7 protein-coding genes are annotated in these 18,422 nt (G+C 34.1%); 4 read left to right on the top strand and 3 right to left on the bottom strand.

All coding sequences use genetic code 11. The annotated features are described in order from the left end of the window. Positions 1-28: 28 nt before the first annotated feature. From IGJ32_RS04500 to celB, 3 genes are all read right to left on the bottom strand, one after another. Positions 29-1,003 (bottom strand): VOC family protein, encoded by a 975-nt coding sequence (locus tag IGJ32_RS04500; RefSeq protein WP_342081922.1) that lies wholly within the window; start codon positions 1,001-1,003, stop codon positions 29-31. Between the two features lie 157 nt (positions 1,004-1,160). Next, on the bottom strand, positions 1,161-1,880 hold the full coding sequence (locus IGJ32_RS04505; protein WP_053766465.1) for a GntR family transcriptional regulator: 720 nt from the start codon (positions 1,878-1,880) through the stop codon (positions 1,161-1,163). Between the two features lie 214 nt (positions 1,881-2,094). After that, positions 2,095-3,366, bottom strand: a complete 1,272-nt coding sequence (gene celB, locus IGJ32_RS04510; RefSeq protein WP_010719614.1) for a PTS cellobiose transporter subunit IIC — start codon at positions 3,364-3,366, stop codon at positions 2,095-2,097. Between the two features lie 153 nt (positions 3,367-3,519). On the opposite strand from celB, the gene IGJ32_RS04515 reads away from it, so the two are divergent. From IGJ32_RS04515 to IGJ32_RS04530, 4 genes are all read left to right on the top strand, one after another. Further along, positions 3,520-4,917 (top strand): glycoside hydrolase family 1 protein, encoded by a 1,398-nt coding sequence (locus IGJ32_RS04515; RefSeq protein ID WP_081204224.1) that lies wholly within the window; start codon positions 3,520-3,522, stop codon positions 4,915-4,917. Between the two features lie 315 nt (positions 4,918-5,232). Next, positions 5,233-12,057 carry a hypothetical protein gene (locus tag IGJ32_RS04520; RefSeq protein ID WP_430610846.1) on the top strand — a complete coding sequence of 2,275 codons (6,825 nt, stop codon included), beginning with the start codon at positions 5,233-5,235 and terminating at the stop codon, positions 12,055-12,057. A 277-nt stretch (positions 12,058-12,334) separates the two neighbouring features. Continuing rightward, entirely contained in the window at positions 12,335-17,677 is a 5,343-nt protein-coding gene (locus IGJ32_RS04525) for a hypothetical protein (protein ID WP_373169137.1), read from the top strand. A 75-nt stretch (positions 17,678-17,752) separates the two neighbouring features. Further along, the gene (locus IGJ32_RS04530) at positions 17,753-18,193 is read left to right on the top strand and encodes a universal stress protein (RefSeq protein ID WP_010719609.1); all 441 of its coding nucleotides are present in this window, start codon (positions 17,753-17,755) and stop codon (positions 18,191-18,193) included. Positions 18,194-18,422: the final 229 nt, after the last annotated feature.

Raw genomic sequence — 18,422 nt, forward strand, 5'->3', positions numbered from 1 at the left:
GAAAACGACTGTCTGGATAGAAAGAAGATCATTCTCGTTGTTGGTTGGCATCCTGAGTATCGAAGGGACGAATGTACGCTTCGATTTCTTCTCTTTTACTTTCGAGTTGTGGTGGGAGTGATAGTTTTTCGCCAGCTGTATCTGCTGATTCATCGCCAAAAAAACCAGGTCCATCTGTTGCTAATTCAAAGAGAACGTGGGTGGCAGCTAAGAAGTATTCTGATTGGAAGTAGAAGCGATCCACAAACCCTGAACTTGGTACGTTTATCTGATTGATCACATGGATCCAGTGACGTAAGGCTTCTTCATCAGCGACACGCAAGGCAAGGTGATGGATATTGCCGAATCCTTCGATTGCTTTTGGTAAATCTGCTCGCTGTTCAACAATGATGCTTGCTCCATTACCGCCTTGACCGACTTCAAAGAGCGAAAAAGCTCCTGTTTGATCAGTAAGTTTAAACTCTAAAGTCTGTTCTAATAGTAACTGTAATGGTTCCATTTGACTCACTCGGACAAAAACTGGTCCCAAGCCTGTAATTGCATATTCTGATGGAATATTGCTGTTCTTCCAAGGAGTACCACCAGCAACACCTGTATTGTTTTCATCAGAAATCAATTGATAGAATTGATGGTCAAAGTCTTCAAACTCCAGATATTTTTTTGAAAAACGTTCCTTGATCGCAGAGTGAAGAACATTCTTTTCTTCAAAGCGTTTGAACCAATAAGGCAATGCTTCATCAGTTGGTACTCGAAAAGACACTCTAGAAATCGTATCCGTTCCTTTACTTCCTTGAGGTTGATTAGGAAAAGCGAAAAAAGTCATGTCAGTTCCAGGGGAGCCGTATTCATCTGTAAAATAAAGGTGATACGTTTCGATATCATCTTGGTTGATCGTTTTTTTTACTAAGCGCATTCCTAAAATATCCGTAAAAAAACGATAAATTTTAGTGGGACTTGAAGTCATAGCGGTAACATGGTGGATGCCTTTGATTTGAGTATCCATGGGAGTTCCTCCTTTGAACTTACAAAAAGTAAGTATTGTGTTAGTTACAGTATAGTGAGTGGGAACGTTTCTGGCAATTATTCTGTTTGACTCTGCTCTTTTGTAAACACCAAAAAATCCGTTTCACAATAGTTTCCTATTTTTGAAACGGATTTTTTTAGTTTGAACGGACATCAAGTAAGGAATAGTTGCGGACATCAAACCGATTTCTACTAGATGAATATTCGATGGGCTGACCATCTTTTAGATAAACGACTTGTTGCACATCCAAAACAGGATCTATTTCCGAACAATTCAAGTATTCCTGATCAAAGTGCGTACTTTTATCTGCTGAAATTGCTCGATAGGCGCCTGCAAAATGAAGATTTAGATCTTGGTGCAAGTAATCATAGATAGAAGAAAGCAGATGTTCTTTTTTTAGCCCTGGAACTAAATGTACAGGCATAAATGTATGTTCCAAAATATAAGGTTCGTTGTCTAAAATTCGTAAACGGTGAATATTATAAACAGGTTGTTCGGCACCAATCATTAATTTTTCTTGAATAAATGGGTTCGGAAACTCGACATCAAATTGAATGATTTGACTCGTCAGTGAACGCTGACGACGCTTCATTTGATGACTGAGTCCCTCATACTCATTGGCAGGGGAGGTATCTTTCTCGATAAAAGGATGATCTAAAATTTTGGTTCCAGCCCCTCTTTGCGAATAAACTAATCCTTCCATAGCCAGAATATTGATGGCTTTTTTGATGGTCATTCGACTTGCGCCAAATTCTTCGACTAAAGTGATCTGATTAGGCAAAAAGCTGTTTGGTGGATATTCTTTTGAACGGATTCTTTCCCTTAAAACATTTGCGATTTCTTCATATTTTGGCACGTTATTCACCTCGTATTGAGTATAACGAAAGTTATTTCGTTCGACAAGAAAGAAATAACGAAGTTTAGTTGTTGAATCACTCTTTTCAATGAAACAAGCATGAACAAATCAATTCACATCATTCCATGTTTTGACTGTTCATGCTAGATTATAAAATTTGCTTAATCTCTATTAGAAAGAAGATGATTTGCTTCACAGGTGAGTAGATAAGGCTTTACACAACGTCTAAATCAGGTTGTTTATCTAATACTTTTAAGAATGGGTACCAAATAAAAGCGACGATCACAAAATCGACTACTTGTAAGAGACCGCCTAGCCATGAATTGGTAGCTAAAACACCACTAGCAATGATCGGCACAGTCCACGGAACTGAAACACCAGTAGGCGGAGGAACGATGCCAGCTGCCATCATCAAGTAGTTGAACGTTGTCACGACCAAAGGAGCAACGACCCAAGGAATCAAAATGGTTGCGTTCAATACGATTGGTAGACCAAAAATTGCAGGTTCATTGACATTGAAGATTCCAGGTGCTAGCGCTAAACGACCAACATCACGGTATTGTTTTTTCTTCAAGACAAAAGCCATCAATAATACTACTGCTAACGTCATTCCAGAGCCACCGATACCAACGGTAAAGGTTTCCATAAATGGTTTTGTGATGATATGTGGTAGTTCTTTCCCATGCTGATAAGCTTCTAAATTATCAAGCATCAATGTATTCCAGATAGGGTCCATAACAGAATTAACAATAATTTGACCGTGAAGACCAAAGAACCACAAAAATTGAACAAAGAATAAGGCAATCAACGTGGCAGGTAAACTACTACCTAAACCAGTTAGAGGTTTTTGGATAACTTCATAGACTAAGTCATGAAGGTTCGCATTGAATACGCCAGTCATGACAGCGTTGATGATCAAGAAAACAGTCAATGTGACTACAGCTGGAATCAAAGCAGCAAAAGATTTCGTTACTGCAGGTGGTACGCCATCAGGCATTTTAATTTGCCAACCACGTTTGGTGATTCGACAGTAGATTTCCGCAGCTAAAAAGGCAGCAATCATTCCAATGAACATTCCTTTAGCACCTAGACGATCAAGTGATAGGACACCCGAAACTTCTTCACCACCAGCTGTTGTCATCACAAAAGGTGTGAGAATCAAAAAGCTTGCGAATGAAACAGCGCCACCAAAAATACCTTCTACATCATATGATTTTGATAAATAATAGCCGATACCAAATGTAACAAAAACGGACATGATACTCATCGTCGCATTTTGACCATTACCAAAAAGGGTGCTTAACGTGCCTTTGGTACCATCACTGAAGAACGGTAGATTATTCACAACGACCACAATTGATCCAAACATTGTTAGCGGAAATGACAACATAAATGCATCCCGTAACACAGTTAAGTAACGGTTTTGCCCTAAAAGATTGGCTAAGGGCATAATTTTTTGAGAAAGTTTATCCATAAAACCATTCATTTTTTTCACCTCAAATTTATTTTGCAATCGATTACAAACGTAGTATAACGTCTGTCTGTTTAAATGTCTAGTCATTTTTATCAAAAGTATTGATTTATTTTCAGTGATTGTTTATGATTACGGTAATTACTAAAAGAATTGAGGGATTATGAAATGAAACACTACGATTTTCCAAAGAATTTTTGGTGGGGAACCGCCGCAAGTGGACCACAAACAGAAGGCAGAATCAAAGGAGATGGGAAAGGAGAAAACATTTGGGACTATTGGTATGATCTAGAGCCAGAAAAATTTTTCAATCAAGTTGGTCCTGAGAAAACCTCTCAAGTTTACACGAAATATCGAGAAGACGTTCAATTGATGAAAGAGACAGGTCATAATACTTTCCGAACATCCATTCAATGGAGTCGTCTATTCCCTAAAGGAAAAGGAGAAGTGAATCAACAGGCTGTATCATTTTACCGCTCATATTTTACAGAATTACTGGAGCAGGGAATTGAACCATTTGTCAATTTATATCATTTTGATATGCCTTTAGAATTACAACAAACAGGTGGCTGGTTGTCTCGTGATACGGTTGACGCCTATGTGGCCTATGCAAAAACCTGTTTTGAGTTATTTGGGGATTTAGTAAAGAAATGGTTTACCCATAATGAACCGATTGTTCCAGTAGAAGGCGGTTATCTCTATCAGTTCCATTATCCTAACCATATCAATCTAAAAGAGGCTATTCAAGTTGGTTTCCACGAAAATTTGGCAAGTGCCAAAGCAATTGAAGCCTATCATAAGATGGGACAAAAAGGAGAAATTGGAATCATTTTGAATTTAACTCCTAGCTACCCGCGAGACGAAACAAACCCTGAGGATGTCAAGGCTGCTAGAATCGCTGATGCTTTTTTCAATCGTTCTTTTCTTGATCCTGCAGTAAAAGGAGAGTTTCCATCAGAGTTGGTTGCTATTGTGAAAGAATTAGCGATAATGCCAGAGATGGGGCCCGATGACTTAACGATTATCAAAGAAAATACGATTGATCTATTAGGAATCAATTATTATCAACCTCGGAGAATCAAGGCAAAAGAAACACCGATTGATCATCAGAATGGACCAATGCCAGAAGATTATTTTGATTATTATGATATGCCTAATAAAAAAATGAATATCTATCGTGGTTGGGAAATTTATGAAAAAGGGATCTATGATATCTTGACGAATACGAGAGAGAACTATGGCAATATCAAATGTTATATCTCTGAAAATGGTATGGGTGTAGAAGGGGAAGAACGTTTCGTTAACTCGGAAGGCGTGATTGAAGATGATTATCGGATCACTTTTGTCACAGACCATCTGAAATATGTGCATCAGGCAATCCAAGAAGGAACGAATTGTGTGGGTTACCACATGTGGACTTGCATGGATAACTGGTCTTGGACGAACGCTTATAAAAACCGTTATGGACTGATTGCTGTCGATCTAAACCAAGACGGTAAACGGACGATTAAAAAGTCGGGCCATTGGTTTAAAACCGTAGCCATGAAAAATGGGTTTGAAGCCTAAAAAGTTTTGTATATAGTTTTTAGAATAAAAACGAATGAAACTGGGACAAAAAGTTGTGAGGTACAAAGGTCATAATCGCAATAAACGATTTTATTATTTTTACCAATCTTCAGAAATTTCGGCTTATCGGCTCATTTCTTGAGAATAAAAACTTTTTGTCTCAATTTCATTGGTTTATTACATAAAAAATGGTAGAAAACAATACTAAAAAGCAGTGTGAACCGACACAGTTATCCATACTAGTAAGAACAAGGATACGAGTGATTAAAATTTGTTGCAATTTACAAAAACGGACGATAAAGAAAAGGAGATCGAATGGAAAAAAACGAAGGTTTATTTAATGTATATTTTAAAGCAGATCGAGTGGACTATGGAAAAAATGGCTATGAATCGATCAATTTAAAGAATAACCCGAATTTGATGTCAGATAGTATTTATTTATATAATCTTTTATTCATGAATAAGCCGGCATTTGTTCCAAGGGATTGGGAACAACACCAAGTTAACTTTGAAAGATATGTTATGCCGCGTTTAACTGTGAACGAACAATCAATAGTTAGAGAATGGATAAATACTCTTCGTAAAAATGAATTGTTACAGTACAGATCTTTAGAGGAAATGGCGAAAACTTACGTTACTTTTCATAAGCTGTTAAAAAAAATAACTAATGAAGCGGAACAAGCTTTTGAAGATCAGTTTAAAGATGTTCAGTCATTAGATCAGCAATCACGAAAGAAAACAATCGATATCTATAGTTTTTATCATAAGATTTCTAATGAAAAAACAGCAGAATCAACTAAAAGACTAGAAGCGCAGGTCAGTGATTTGTTGATCAAACCAGTGGTAAATAAAGGTGAAAATAGTCCTAATTGGTTTAATGATTTAGTGAGAGCAGTTATGGTTCTGGAACGAGGGATAGAGTCAGAGAAACTAAAAACAAAAATATTTACTGAAATAAAAAAATCCGGTAATCAACCCGTTCTTGAAGAAAAATGGGATTCATTCATCAAAAACCATGCGATTCCACGCATGCAAAAAAATAATGGTTTGGATAAAGTCTATTATGAATTATCTCAAACAATCAATGTTTTGAACAAGAAAATTAAGGTATCTGTAGAAGAAGCACAGTCTGTTTCTTCTGTTTTTTATAATAAAATATTTCCCAATTTACTCCGTTTGCCTGACATGTCTCATCTGGAAAAAATAGCAATTTATGAAATTTATATCGATGAAAGTAACTTATTACCGAAAACCAAAAATAAAATAAAAAAAACTTTGGAGAAAAATTTATTAAAAAAAGAAAAAAAGAAACTTGAAGAAGTCAAGCTTTTAAAAAAACAAAATATTCAGATGATAGAAGAGATAGAACCGCATGATTTATTAGCCCTTGAAGAAATACAGCGAGGAAAGCAAAAAGCAACAGTAGATTTTTTTACAGCTATTTATAAAAAGTATGAAGCATTAAATACAACAACAATGACTAGAGAAAAATATTTAAGTGAAGAAGTACAGCGAGGAAAGCAAAAAGCAACGGGGGATCTTTTTACAGTTATTTATGAAAAGAATGGTGCATTGAATAGAACAGCAATTTCTAGAGAAGCGAAGAAATATTTAAGCAAAGTAGGCTATTTAGAATTTGAATTTATAGTACATAATAGTGAACAAAAAAATCATATAATAAAACAAGAATCCACTTCTTTAAGTGTACTTAAATCTATGCTTAAACGGAAAGATTTATCTCCTTATGCAGTGAAAGCTTATTGTTTAGCCTATTTAGAAGAGCGACAACTGGAAAGCAATATCAAAAAACTTTGGAGAAAACCTTTTTTGAAAGATTTAACACCAGAAGAGATTAAAGTAGTGGAGAATCTAGTTTCTGAAAAAAGATTATGTCTACAATTGGGGAGGGAAGTAGGGCCAGAACTTGCAGTCAGATATGAAAGAAGCAATCAAGATAATCAAGTAGAACGACTGAAATTGTTCAATGAAATGGATCAAAAGGTTTTTTCAGTGACTTGTCGCCAATTCATCAAAGAGCAAGCTAAAAAATGTTTGAGTGCAACGAATTATACTCGATTTGAAGTAGCTCAAATGATACGAAATATAGAGAGAAAAAAAGGGTTACAGGAGAGAGAAAAAAACAATTTTTTTGATCCGATTATTAATAGTCAAGATTTATCTTCTAACGAAATTAGAGCCTATTGTCTAGCCTATTTAGAAGAGCAACAAATGGAGAGCAACATCAAAAAAAATTTGAGAAAACCTTTTTTGAAAGAGTTGAAACCAGAAGAAATATTGAAAGTGAAGAATCTAGTTTCAGAAAAAAGATTATATTTACAATTAGGAAAAGAAGTAGGTCCAGAGCTTGCAACTAAGCTTGACAATAGTAAGGAAAGCGACCAAGTAGTCCTATCTCAATTGTTCAAAGAGATGGATCAAAAAGCTTTTTCGGTAACTTGTCGCCAATTTATCAAAGAGCAAGCTAAAAAACATTTAAGTGAAGAAAACTATGTGAGATTTGAAATAGGTCATGTGATACGAGAGGGAGAGAGTAAAAAAAATTTACAGGAATGGGAAGAAACAGATTTTCTTAATCCATTTCTTAGTCGCGAAAATTTATCTCCTAACGAAATTAGAGCTTATGAGATAGCTTATCTAGAAATGAAATACGAACCATTTAGCCAAATGAATAGTTGGAAAAAGAGTTTACAACAATATTTTGAGAAAAACTTAACAAGTGAAGAAAGAAATGAAGTGCAAGCCTTAGTTCCTCAAAAAAGAGTTCTTATCCAATTGTCAAAAGAGCTAGATTTAAAAAACGTATTCCAGCTTGAAGAAATACAGCAAGGAAAACAAGAAGGAAGGCTTGGTTTTTTCACAGATATTTATGAAAAATCCTTTTCAACGACTAACCAAGAATATATCAAAACACAAGCAAAAATATATTTAAGTCCTGCTAACCATGCTGAATTTGCAGTGAAAAGTCAGATGCAAGATGCATTGAGAGAAAAAGGATTAAAGCTAGCGAATATTAAGTTTAGGGAAGATAAAATTCGGGCGTTTCTTGACCAGAAAATGCAATCACCACTTGAAATTAGAGCGTATTACTTAGCCTGTATAGAAGAACAAGTGATACCAATGGATATCAAAAAAAGTTTGATACACGCTTTGAAAAAAGATTTAACTGTAGACGAAAATCTGAAATTGTCAGAACTCATTTCAGAACAACAAAGACTTATCCACTTGTCTGAAGAAATAGGCCCAGAACGTACATTGGAATTCTTAAAAATAAAAAAAGAAAACAAAGCAGCAACAATTGATTTCTTTACAGATTTATATAACAACGTATCTTCCTATACCCAACAATGGATAAAAGAACAGGCATCGTTACATTTAAATCAAAAAGAACATTTAGAGTTTACTAAAAAACTCAAACTAAAAGAAATAATCAAAGAAGGTGGGCCTGATTTAAAAGCATCTGCAGTCTATAACCAATCTAAACGAGTATTCGAAAAAGCAATGAGTCTTCCAGTCATTGAAGAGCTGCAAGTGAAAAACGGGCTGCAACAAGTCAATGCTAATCTTTTAGATCCTCTTGAACTTAGGCGATTAAACAAGGAACAACTAATCGATTCTTTGGTCAAAGTCCAAGTGAGATTTCCACATTGGGAACAACGTTTAAAAGATCAAGCAATCGACCGCTCCATCTCGCATTTAAACGATTTAGAAAAAAAAGAGATCAAGACTTCTTTAAAAGTTAAAGAATTGAAAGGATTTTTAAATAAAGTTAAGTTTCATGATTCCGATGGATTTAGCTCAATTTGGGGTTATGCGAAATTTCACGTTGACAATGATCGTAGAATTATTAAACTCCAAAAAATTAAAGAACAACTAGATGAGATCGCACCAGCCAATTTACTTCAGCCAGTTGTTGTAAAAATATTAACGAATAATAGGTGTGATTATCGAGATCTAAAACTAAGAGAAGCTATTGTGTCCCATGATGAAACAGCGATTGAAATCAATCGTCAATTAAAAAGTGAATTTAAAGCAATGGGTGTAACATTTAAAGAGGTAAGTAGAAATCAAATACTAAGAAGAATATTCAAAAATCTTGATAAGGGACTAAAGTCAGAAAAAGAACAAATTGCGGAGGTTCTGTCAGATTCCAACTTACACTATAATAATTTACTAAATACATTGCTCGTTCAGTTTGAAAAGAAGGTACATGAGTATATTCCATATTTAGATACGTTGATTCAAAAGGATTATGAGGATAAAGGTGACGTGTCATTAACGAATAAAAGGATTTTAGAACTTGTAGAAAACGAACCGGGCCTTAAAGATTTACTCGTTTGTTGCCAAAATATGCTACCTTCTTATCCTTTAAAAAATTATGCTCAGACGATTCCAATGGTGTCTACCTATTTTGCCAATTTAGCGCATCAAATTGAGGAAACATATCAAAGTCCAGGAAAAAAATTAGCAAAGCAAATTTTCATGCTAGGGAAACTGGATCCATTATATTGTGCAAAAATGATTCAGTACTTGAGCGCACAATACACTAATAAGCAACCTAACCCTTTACCAATACATCCAAATATTTTAATACAAAATAAAATGGAGAAGATAGTAGAAAGATATCATGACCTATACCCACTTCCGTCCTTGCGTAGCGAATTGACTGGCAAAAAAGTAGTTAATAAAGTGGCTAATGAAGTAGTTGGAAATGTTGAAAGGCCAATCTCAACACCAATCATAGAGCAATCAAGTCAGCCGTTTGATTGGAATCCTTTTGTCATTTTAAATCAAGAAGTAAGACCGACTGAAACAGCTAAGGCAATTGTTGCGTTTCACAATAAATACCATGATCTAGAGATGACTAAGCAGTTTACAGCTTTTGCAACGAAACCAAGGCTTGAGAGAGAAAAAGACAAAACCAATACAACTAAAGAAGAGAGTCTCAAAGAAGTTGCCTATCAAGAATTTCTTAAGAAAAAAAAGAGCTATAAAAAATCAAAAACTTCCGCTGGAAGAGAGATTGCTCATGAAGAAATGGAACTAGCATTAAAAAAATATCAGCATGTCGTGCAAAAAAAACAAGATCAAAAAGAATGTGCGAACAATATGGAGAATCAAGAATTAGTTCGAGCAGGTGTGTATTTGACTCAACAATTACAGTCAGATGAGCTGACGAATTATCTGGTGGAACGAATGATTGCTCCTGAAACCAGTTCTCCTGAAAATAGGAGACCCGCTAATGTTCAATTGCAATATTTTATTAAAGAATTAGTACATGATTTAAATACAGCAACAGAAAGAGAAGCGGCAATTCAAACGATCATGCAACCCTATTTAAGTGTGGAAGAAAGACAAAAGTTTTATGCTTTTATGAAGCAGGATACGTATCTTCAACAGTTTCTTAAGCAAGAAAACCTATCGAAAATTGAATTAAAAGCATGTGTTAGTGCTTGCCTACATAAAAGTGATTTGCCATTTAAAGAACAAGTGGATCAGAAACTAGATGTTTTTTTAACAGACAAGGAACAACGTCAGTTGAAAGAAATGGTTAGTCAAAAAGAGATAGTACGTGTCTTAGCAGAACAACGGGATTATGAAACAGCAGTGAAATTTGAAAAGGTATTAAAGAAAGAAGAAGTAGGTGAGATAAATTGGCTAGTATCCATTTATAATGATACGCCATTCCTATTAATAAAAGAATCAATTACATCACTGATTGATTCTTCTTTTAATGAAGCAGATCGTATGCAATTTTATAATAAAATTAACTCTAACCATAAGCTGAAAGACCTTAGCAAACAAGTGTCTCTTACTACAGCAGAAGGAGAAAATTCTCGGTCAAACAAGGAAGACATGTTTTCGTTAGTTTCTGCAATCAGTCCAGAAGTTGCAGAGAGGATAGAAGCAACTAACTTAAAACGATTGCCATTAATTGCTGAAATAAAAGAAAATCTAGAAGAGAAAGGGATCAAGTATTATCTTCCTGAAATAATCAAAGAAATTGGAAAGATAGATTGGAACAACCATCAGGGAAATTCTGAAAATGAATTAATAAAAGAAAAATTGAGACAAGTAAGCATAACTTGTTCAGATGAGCAAATAGAAAATTGGAGAGATATATTTTTTGATAACTTTATAGAAGGCATAAGGATAGGGGATTTAAATGAACAAAAAGAAATATATCCTTTAAGTGGAATGGGAGTAACATTTAACACAACTATTGAAAAAATAAACGAACTTTTAAAGAAAAAATATGAGGAACAAATGAATCAAGTGGAAAGCCCATCAATGAAGAAATCTTTAGATGAGGCAAAAGAAAACTTAATCGAAGAAATTGAACAATCTGTGCGTATGATTAACCCAAACGATAAAAAAAGGACTATAGAAGATCAATTTGTTGAAAATTTTACTCGTTGCAGCATTCAAAAGTATGGAGGAAAAGGTCTCCCAGTCAAAAATATTTTAGAGGAATCACCTACATTGAAAAAGGTATTGTTAAAAAAATTACCCGCTATTAATCTTTCTTACCCTATTGAATTACGTAAGCTGATCAATGAATGGTATGAAAATACCCCATTCTCTCCATTTTTAAAAGAATATAATGAAACAGAACAAGAAATAATCCAAGTTGAGAAATCCATTTACAAATTATTTTATAATGATGACAATTATTGTGCAGAAAATATGCGTGTGATGCTTGTCGATTATGCGGGTATATCGGTAAGTTTAGACCCAAGAGATAGAGAAATGTATGGTTATCCCCTAAGAAAGAAGGCAGAATCAGTACTAGTGGGCTATAAAGAAGTAATGAAAAAACAAGGTATATCAAAGATACTTCCGAAAGAATTACAAGAATTGCAGAAAAACATTCCTGGGCAAACAAAAAGTACTATGATCTCATTTGATTTTATCACGCAAAATGATCAATCAGTGAAGGGCAATCAAAGAACGCAAGTTAGCATGCAACAAATAATGGAAAAAGCAGGAAATTGCTCTACTAATTCACCATTGGTACCAGAAAGAACACACGGCACGTCAATAAACAGAGGTGAAAGCACAAATGAGAGGAGCATCCCTAACGATAGACAATTATCAGAAAAACTTAGTTATAATCGATGAATTCGGAAATCATGTTTCTTGAGTTCAGTATTCTTCCTGATTGCCATCTAACTTGAAGAAAAAGCCAGTCAATCTATTGATTAATAGAAAATCAGATAGATAAAAACATAATGAGGGCAAATTCTGAATAAAAGGAGCAAAACAAATGGGAAGAGACTCTTATAAGAAAGACTATATGCAGATTAAAGGAAGTAAAGTAACTTGTAAAGAAAATGAAGAGTGGATCACAATTAACCTAGACAGTAATCCCAACTTATTGGCGGATAGTATTTATTTATTGAATAAATTATTAGATGAACAAGATGTACTACCTCGAAAGGATACGGAGGAGAAAAAAGAAATTTTAAAAACAAGTATATCAGAACGATTGGTAGGAGATCAGAAAAAAAATTTTTTAGATTGGCAAGAAGTCACCCAAGCAATCTCTGAAGGCAATCTTACAACACGACAAAAACTTATGGAGGTGTTCCATAAGAAAAGATTATTTTCTTTAGAAGAAAAGGCGAAAGTTTGTGTGCTGTTTCAAGAGTTGATAAACGATATCAAAGATAAAAAGGAAAAAAAGTTTAAAGAGCAATTTTATGCTAATTATTCATTAAATGATAACGAACTAAGTGAATCCATAGAAGTTTATCATTATCTATATCCATTCGAGAATGAGAAAATAGCCAAATCAATGAACAATATCGAACAACTATTTATTGATTTGGTGTCTCCTTCCAGTAGTACAGATAAAAGACGTAAAATGTATGATGTAGTCAGAGCCACTTTGATTTTAAAACGGAAATTATCCTCGACACAATTGAAAAATGATTTACTCAAAAAAATGGTGGAACCTCAGGTTTTTTCCCATGAACAACCCGAGTTTGATACGTTTATGGAGATAATCGTTAACCCCTATCTTAAGAAAAATCCTGCCACAGATCCTGACTATAGTCGTTTTCCAAGTGAAAACGAACAGGAACAAGTTGAATTATCCCTGACAAACGAGGTAGAACCATACTACTTATTTGCATTGAAAGAAGTTCGAAAAGGATTTAGAAAAGCATCAACAGAGCTATTCACACATATCTATTTACAGACAACAATTGAAGAGAAAAGAGATATTATTGATGAGTATGCAAAACAGTATTTAACTAAATTTGATTATTTGGATTTTATGTTCAGGATAAGACAGCAACATATTCAGAAAAAATGGAATAAAAACAATTCTTTACAAGAAAATCTCCATCTACTTGTAGATGGGAAAAGCAGAACGGCTTACGAGGAACGAGCGTATTATTTGGCTTATCTTGAAGAGACGACATTACCAAAGTCTCTAAAAGATACTTTGAAATACCTTTTATTGAACGAGCTATTTTCTGGTGAATACAGACAAGTGATAGAGCTTGTTCCTGAGAAAAGACAATTGTTGCTGTTGGCAAAAGAAATAGATATAGAGACTGTATATGAATTTGAAGCAATCCAACAAGGCAAAAAAAGGGTGACGTACGCTTATTTCTTAGAGTTATATGAAAAAACCAATTCGAAAAAGGTTCAAGAAATTATCACAGAACAAGCTAAAAAACACTTAACTGAAAGTAAGTATGTTGAATTTGAAATTTATACCTATTTTCAAGAAGAATTTAGAAGAAAATCAGTTACACAACCGAATGTAGAAAAAGTATTCAGACGATTTATTGAGAGGGAAGACTTATCTGCTAATGACATTCGAGCTTTTTACTTGGCGTATATAGATGCACAAAAATTTCCGAATGATATCCAAGTAATTATTGCAGAACGCTTAACAAAAAATTTAACGGATAAAGAAAAAAAAGAAGTGATAACGCAATCTTTAGAAAAAAAACAATTGTTACTGATGGGGAAATACTTAGAAAGCGACATTATATTAGAACTTGAAGCAATCCAAAAAGGTAAAAAAAAGGGAACAGATGACTATTTTTTAGCGATATATAAAAAGAGTGACTCGATATTGGCTCGAGAAATGATTAAAGAGCAAGCTCAAAAATATTTGACTGAAAGTAATTATCTGGAATTTGACATAAAGATCCAACTCCAAGAGGAAAGTAGAAAAATGGATTTGACTTTACCGACAGTGGACTTTAAAGATGAAGCGCTACGGTATTTTGTTGACCATAAAGTATTATCCAAAAATGAAAAGATCATTTATTGTCTAGCCTATCTTGAATTTAAAGAAATACCCAGTGATTTAGAAACAATAAGAAATTTAAAAAAAGCTGTCGTAACTCCAAGTCAAATCGATGTCGAGGATTTGGTTTTAGAAAAAAAACAACTTTTATCAATAGCTAACAAAATAGATCCAAGTGTATATGAAAGATTAAGAACTAACGCAGGAATATCAATCGGTGTCTTTACGGAGATGTATGAAAATGTGAAGTCTAATGAGCATCATCAATTTATTAATAAACAAGCACAATTATTTTTAGATGCTGAAAAACATTTAGAATTTAAAAAACGCATTGCACTTTATGAATTAAGCAAGTCTGACGAACTAACCTCTGAAGTTGCTTTTTTTATTGGACTGCAACGTCATTATCAACAAAAAAATGGGGAGAACCATCGAACGAAAGTCAGTCTCCAAGACATAGAAGAATTGAGGAAGCAAAACCTGTCTTTTCTAGCTAAGACGATGGTTTTAGATCAGAAATCTACCGAAGGAATAGAAAGCAAAAAAAACGATGAACAAAAAACTGTCAAGGAAGAATTAAAAGATTTCATTACTTTAATTTCTCGTTTTGATAGTAATGATTCATATACATTTATAGATAGTAATTTGAAAGATATATTCAGGTACGTCAGACATTATGCTCATCTGAGGAACCAAGTTTATTCTATACCACAATCAGTTAGAACGTTTAATAAATTGAAACATCTGAGGGTACCATTTATTGAAGAAAATAGAAGCAACTGGCTGTTCGTGTTAGATCTGAATGACAAGAAACAATCGAAGTATATCAAAATAATTAAACAATTCATTTTATTGCCTGAATGGCAATTTGTAGCTGAAATTGATCCTTTATTTATCGCTGTAAAGAAGAGAATAGAGAAAAAATTAGAACGATTTAGCCAAGAGGTGGAAGCAAGTCAACTGAAAACGGATGAAGAAATTTTAGCGCTCGCAGAAAAAGACCCTAAAGTCAAAGAACTACTTACATACTATCAAAACATTGCTCCAGCAGTTCCGTTGAAAGATTTTGCAAAGGCGACGCCAACCGTCGTTGCTCATTTTAACAATTCAGCACATCAACTTGCAAGAGAATACTTTGGAAAAGATGCGGAATTATCTCAACAAATTTATGAATTGGGAAAGCGAGACCTACCGTTTTGTGTAGATGTAATTAGGTATCTGCTATCAACTGACAATAATGAGAAAGCGAAAGGTATTCCGAAATCTTTTGATAAGGAAAGTCAAGAAAGAGCCGAGTATATAATAGAAAATTATCATCAAAAGTTCATAAAGCCACGGCAAACTAAGCAATCGAAAAAAGTTCTACAAAAGGAAAGGAAAGAAAAGCAGATTGCAAATGACACCCAACTGAAAGAATTAGTAAGACATGGCGTTTATAATTATCAAATGGGTGAGGGGAAAGAAATACATATAGGACAGGATAATATTGATTCTGTTTCGGGCAACGCTCGATTACAGCAATTTATAAATGAACTAGCTGAAAAGTTAGATACAGATATGCAAAGAGAAGCAGCGATTCAAACAGTAATGAAACCAAATTTAAGCTTGGAAGAAAGGAAAAAGTTTTACGCTTACCTAAAAAACGACCCGTTTCTTCCATTATTCTTACAGAAGGATAACTTATCAAAACTTGAATTAAAAGCTTATGTAGATGTTTGTCTTAAAAAAACAGACTTATCTTTTAAAGGGAGAATTTCTGGCTGTTTGAGGGATTATTTAACAGTAGCTGAAAAAGAAAAGCTAAACAAATTGATTACTGAAAAAGAAGTTATCCGTGCAGTTGCAGAAGAAATCAATCTTCAAATAGCTTTAGAATTGGAGCGAGTAGTAAACCAAAACAAACAAGAGATTGATCCACTCGTAGCAGTTTATCGTCAAACGTTCTTTACACCAATTAAAGAGTTTGTCCTACAACATGTTGATTCATCATTGACTGATGAAAATCGCTCTGAATTTTATCAGAAAATTGGTTCTGCAGCTTCTATAAAGCATCTAGATCAGACTAATTTTGGGGCACACTTAACAAACAAAGAGGAATTAGGACAAGAAACTAAAATAGGCTTTCTTTCACTAATTAATGAAATGAAAGAAACATTAGAACAACAAAAAATCGCCTATTACTTTCCTGAAATAGTCGGAGAATTTAATTCTCATCAAGTAACGAGAGAAAGTTTGGAAAAATTAGGTATCCATTTTACAGACGAGCAAATGAAAAATTGGGAAGCTACATATAAAAAAGGCCCGATAGTAACCGATAATATTCAAATATCCATACTTCAAACAATCGCAAAAGTAATTGAAAAGCATATGGAACGAAAAGGAACTCTAATAGAAAATATCCCCACCGAAAAAGAAGAAAAAAATAGCATAAAAGAAAGACTGAAAAAAGAAATCGAACAATCAGTAGCTAAGATTAATAAGAATGACCCTAGGATCAGTATAGAAGAGCAGTTTATAAGTCATCTTTCGACTCAGCCAATCTTCAACCATTTAGTAAGGAAAGAACCTAAAATAGGGGAGAAATTATTGAAAAAATGTCAGAACAGACTTCCTTTTATTTCGCTACCTTCTTCAAAAGAATTTCTTCAGATGATGAATAGAGAGTTCCTCAAAAAACATACCGGGATTAGACGTTTTGCATTAGAATATGCGAGAGAAAAAAGAGCACGATTGTTTGAAGAAAGAAAAATTTATAAGTTGTATCAAGAAAATCCATTCTGGTGTTGTGAAAATTTACGAGTGATCCTCGTCAATTATGCTGGGTTCAAGAAGAAAAATTTAAACCCAATATATAGACCTGAATTATACTCTTTTCAAGTGGATAGGAGTTTTAGTCAGCAGAGATTACTAAATAAAGCCAAAAAAATAACCGATTTTTATATAGATATCTCTTTAGATTTAAAAAAAGTATTACCTAAGGAACTTCAAAAAAAAGAATCAACGAATAAGGAAAGCCAAACTGAAGTATCATTTGAGTCAATAGTAAGCGACCAAGAGAAGTTAAATAATGATATGGCTTTAACAGAGGCGAGAGAAAAGAAGAGGTTATTTCCTGCCACAAATCATTTTGAACCGAAAAGTAATTTAGGACAAATGGAGCCGTTAGACAAAAAACTGCGTTTGACTCAGATAAAAGAATCAGCGAATAAGGAAAGTCAAACTGAAATATCATTAGAATCAATAGTGAGCAAGCATGAGAAGTTAAATAATGATATGGATGTAACAGAGACGAACGAAAAGAAGAGACTATATCCTTTTCTTGGTCAATCCGAATCAGAAAGTAATGTAGGACAAATGAAGTCGCTAGAAAAAAAGCTGCGTATGACTCAGATAGAAAAAGCAAGCCAAGAAGGTTACAGCTCTAATGAGAGAAAAACGCATGAACAAGTTCAAAGACAAGCGAATCGCTAAGTTTGGTCAGTGCTAGTAAATTAGTTGTTCCCTTAAAATAATCGTGCTACACTGATTGTAAAGGAGGCGGTTTCAATGGCAGACACCTATAAAAATATATTAGTAGCAATTGATGGATCAGAAAAAGCAGAAAAAGCCTTTTCTGAAGCAGTTACAATTGCAAAAAGAAATCAGGCAAAGCTACACATTTTGTACGTAAACGAAGTAACGGGTAACTATTTCGGTGATTTTGCATTTGTTACAACGAACTTACAAGAGGAATTAGATGAAGTTGCAGAAAACCAAATGAAAGAGCATCGCAACTTAGCAATTGAAAAGGGACTAACAGATATCGAGACGTATATTTTGTATGGATATCCGAAAACATTGATTGCAAATTTCAATGAATCAAAGGAAAAAATTGATTTGATTGTTATGGGGGCTACAGGATTGAATGCCGTGGAACGTGTCTTAGTTGGGTCAACTACTTCTTATGTAGTCACACATGCACCGTGCAATGTGTTGGTAGTAAAATAACGTCACTCGCTAGTTAGTGAGAGGATGCTAGACCTGAGCTGTGCACTGAAGAAGCAAATAAAAAAGTAAGCCGAAGAAGCTGAGCATCATCTCTTTTATGTCAGTATTCTTCGGTTTATTTTATGCTGTATTTTGCTTATTTCATCTTTTTAACTAATTAGTAAGTGATTAGTTAAAAAGATCCCTATTCTTAAGGAGATATCTTGAATATTACTAATTTGACAAAAGC

The organism is Enterococcus sp. DIV1639a (assembly GCF_050530445.1).
Taxonomy (GTDB): domain Bacteria; phylum Bacillota; class Bacilli; order Lactobacillales; family Enterococcaceae; genus Enterococcus_B; species Enterococcus_B hirae.

Excerpts from the sequence above, each read along its gene's own strand:
- IGJ32_RS04500 (WP_342081922.1), bottom strand. The coding sequence starts at position 1,003 with ATGGATACTCAAATCAAAGGCATCCACCATGTTACCGCTATGACTTCA.
- IGJ32_RS04515 (WP_081204224.1), top strand. The coding sequence starts at position 3,520 with ATGAAACACTACGATTTTCCAAAGAATTTTTGGTGGGGAACCGCCGCA.
- IGJ32_RS04520 (WP_430610846.1), top strand. The coding sequence starts at position 5,233 with ATGGAAAAAAACGAAGGTTTATTTAATGTATATTTTAAAGCAGATCGA.
- celB (WP_010719614.1), bottom strand. The coding sequence starts at position 3,366 with ATGAATGGTTTTATGGATAAACTTTCTCAAAAAATTATGCCCTTAGCC.
- IGJ32_RS04530 (WP_010719609.1), top strand. The coding sequence starts at position 17,753 with ATGGCAGACACCTATAAAAATATATTAGTAGCAATTGATGGATCAGAA.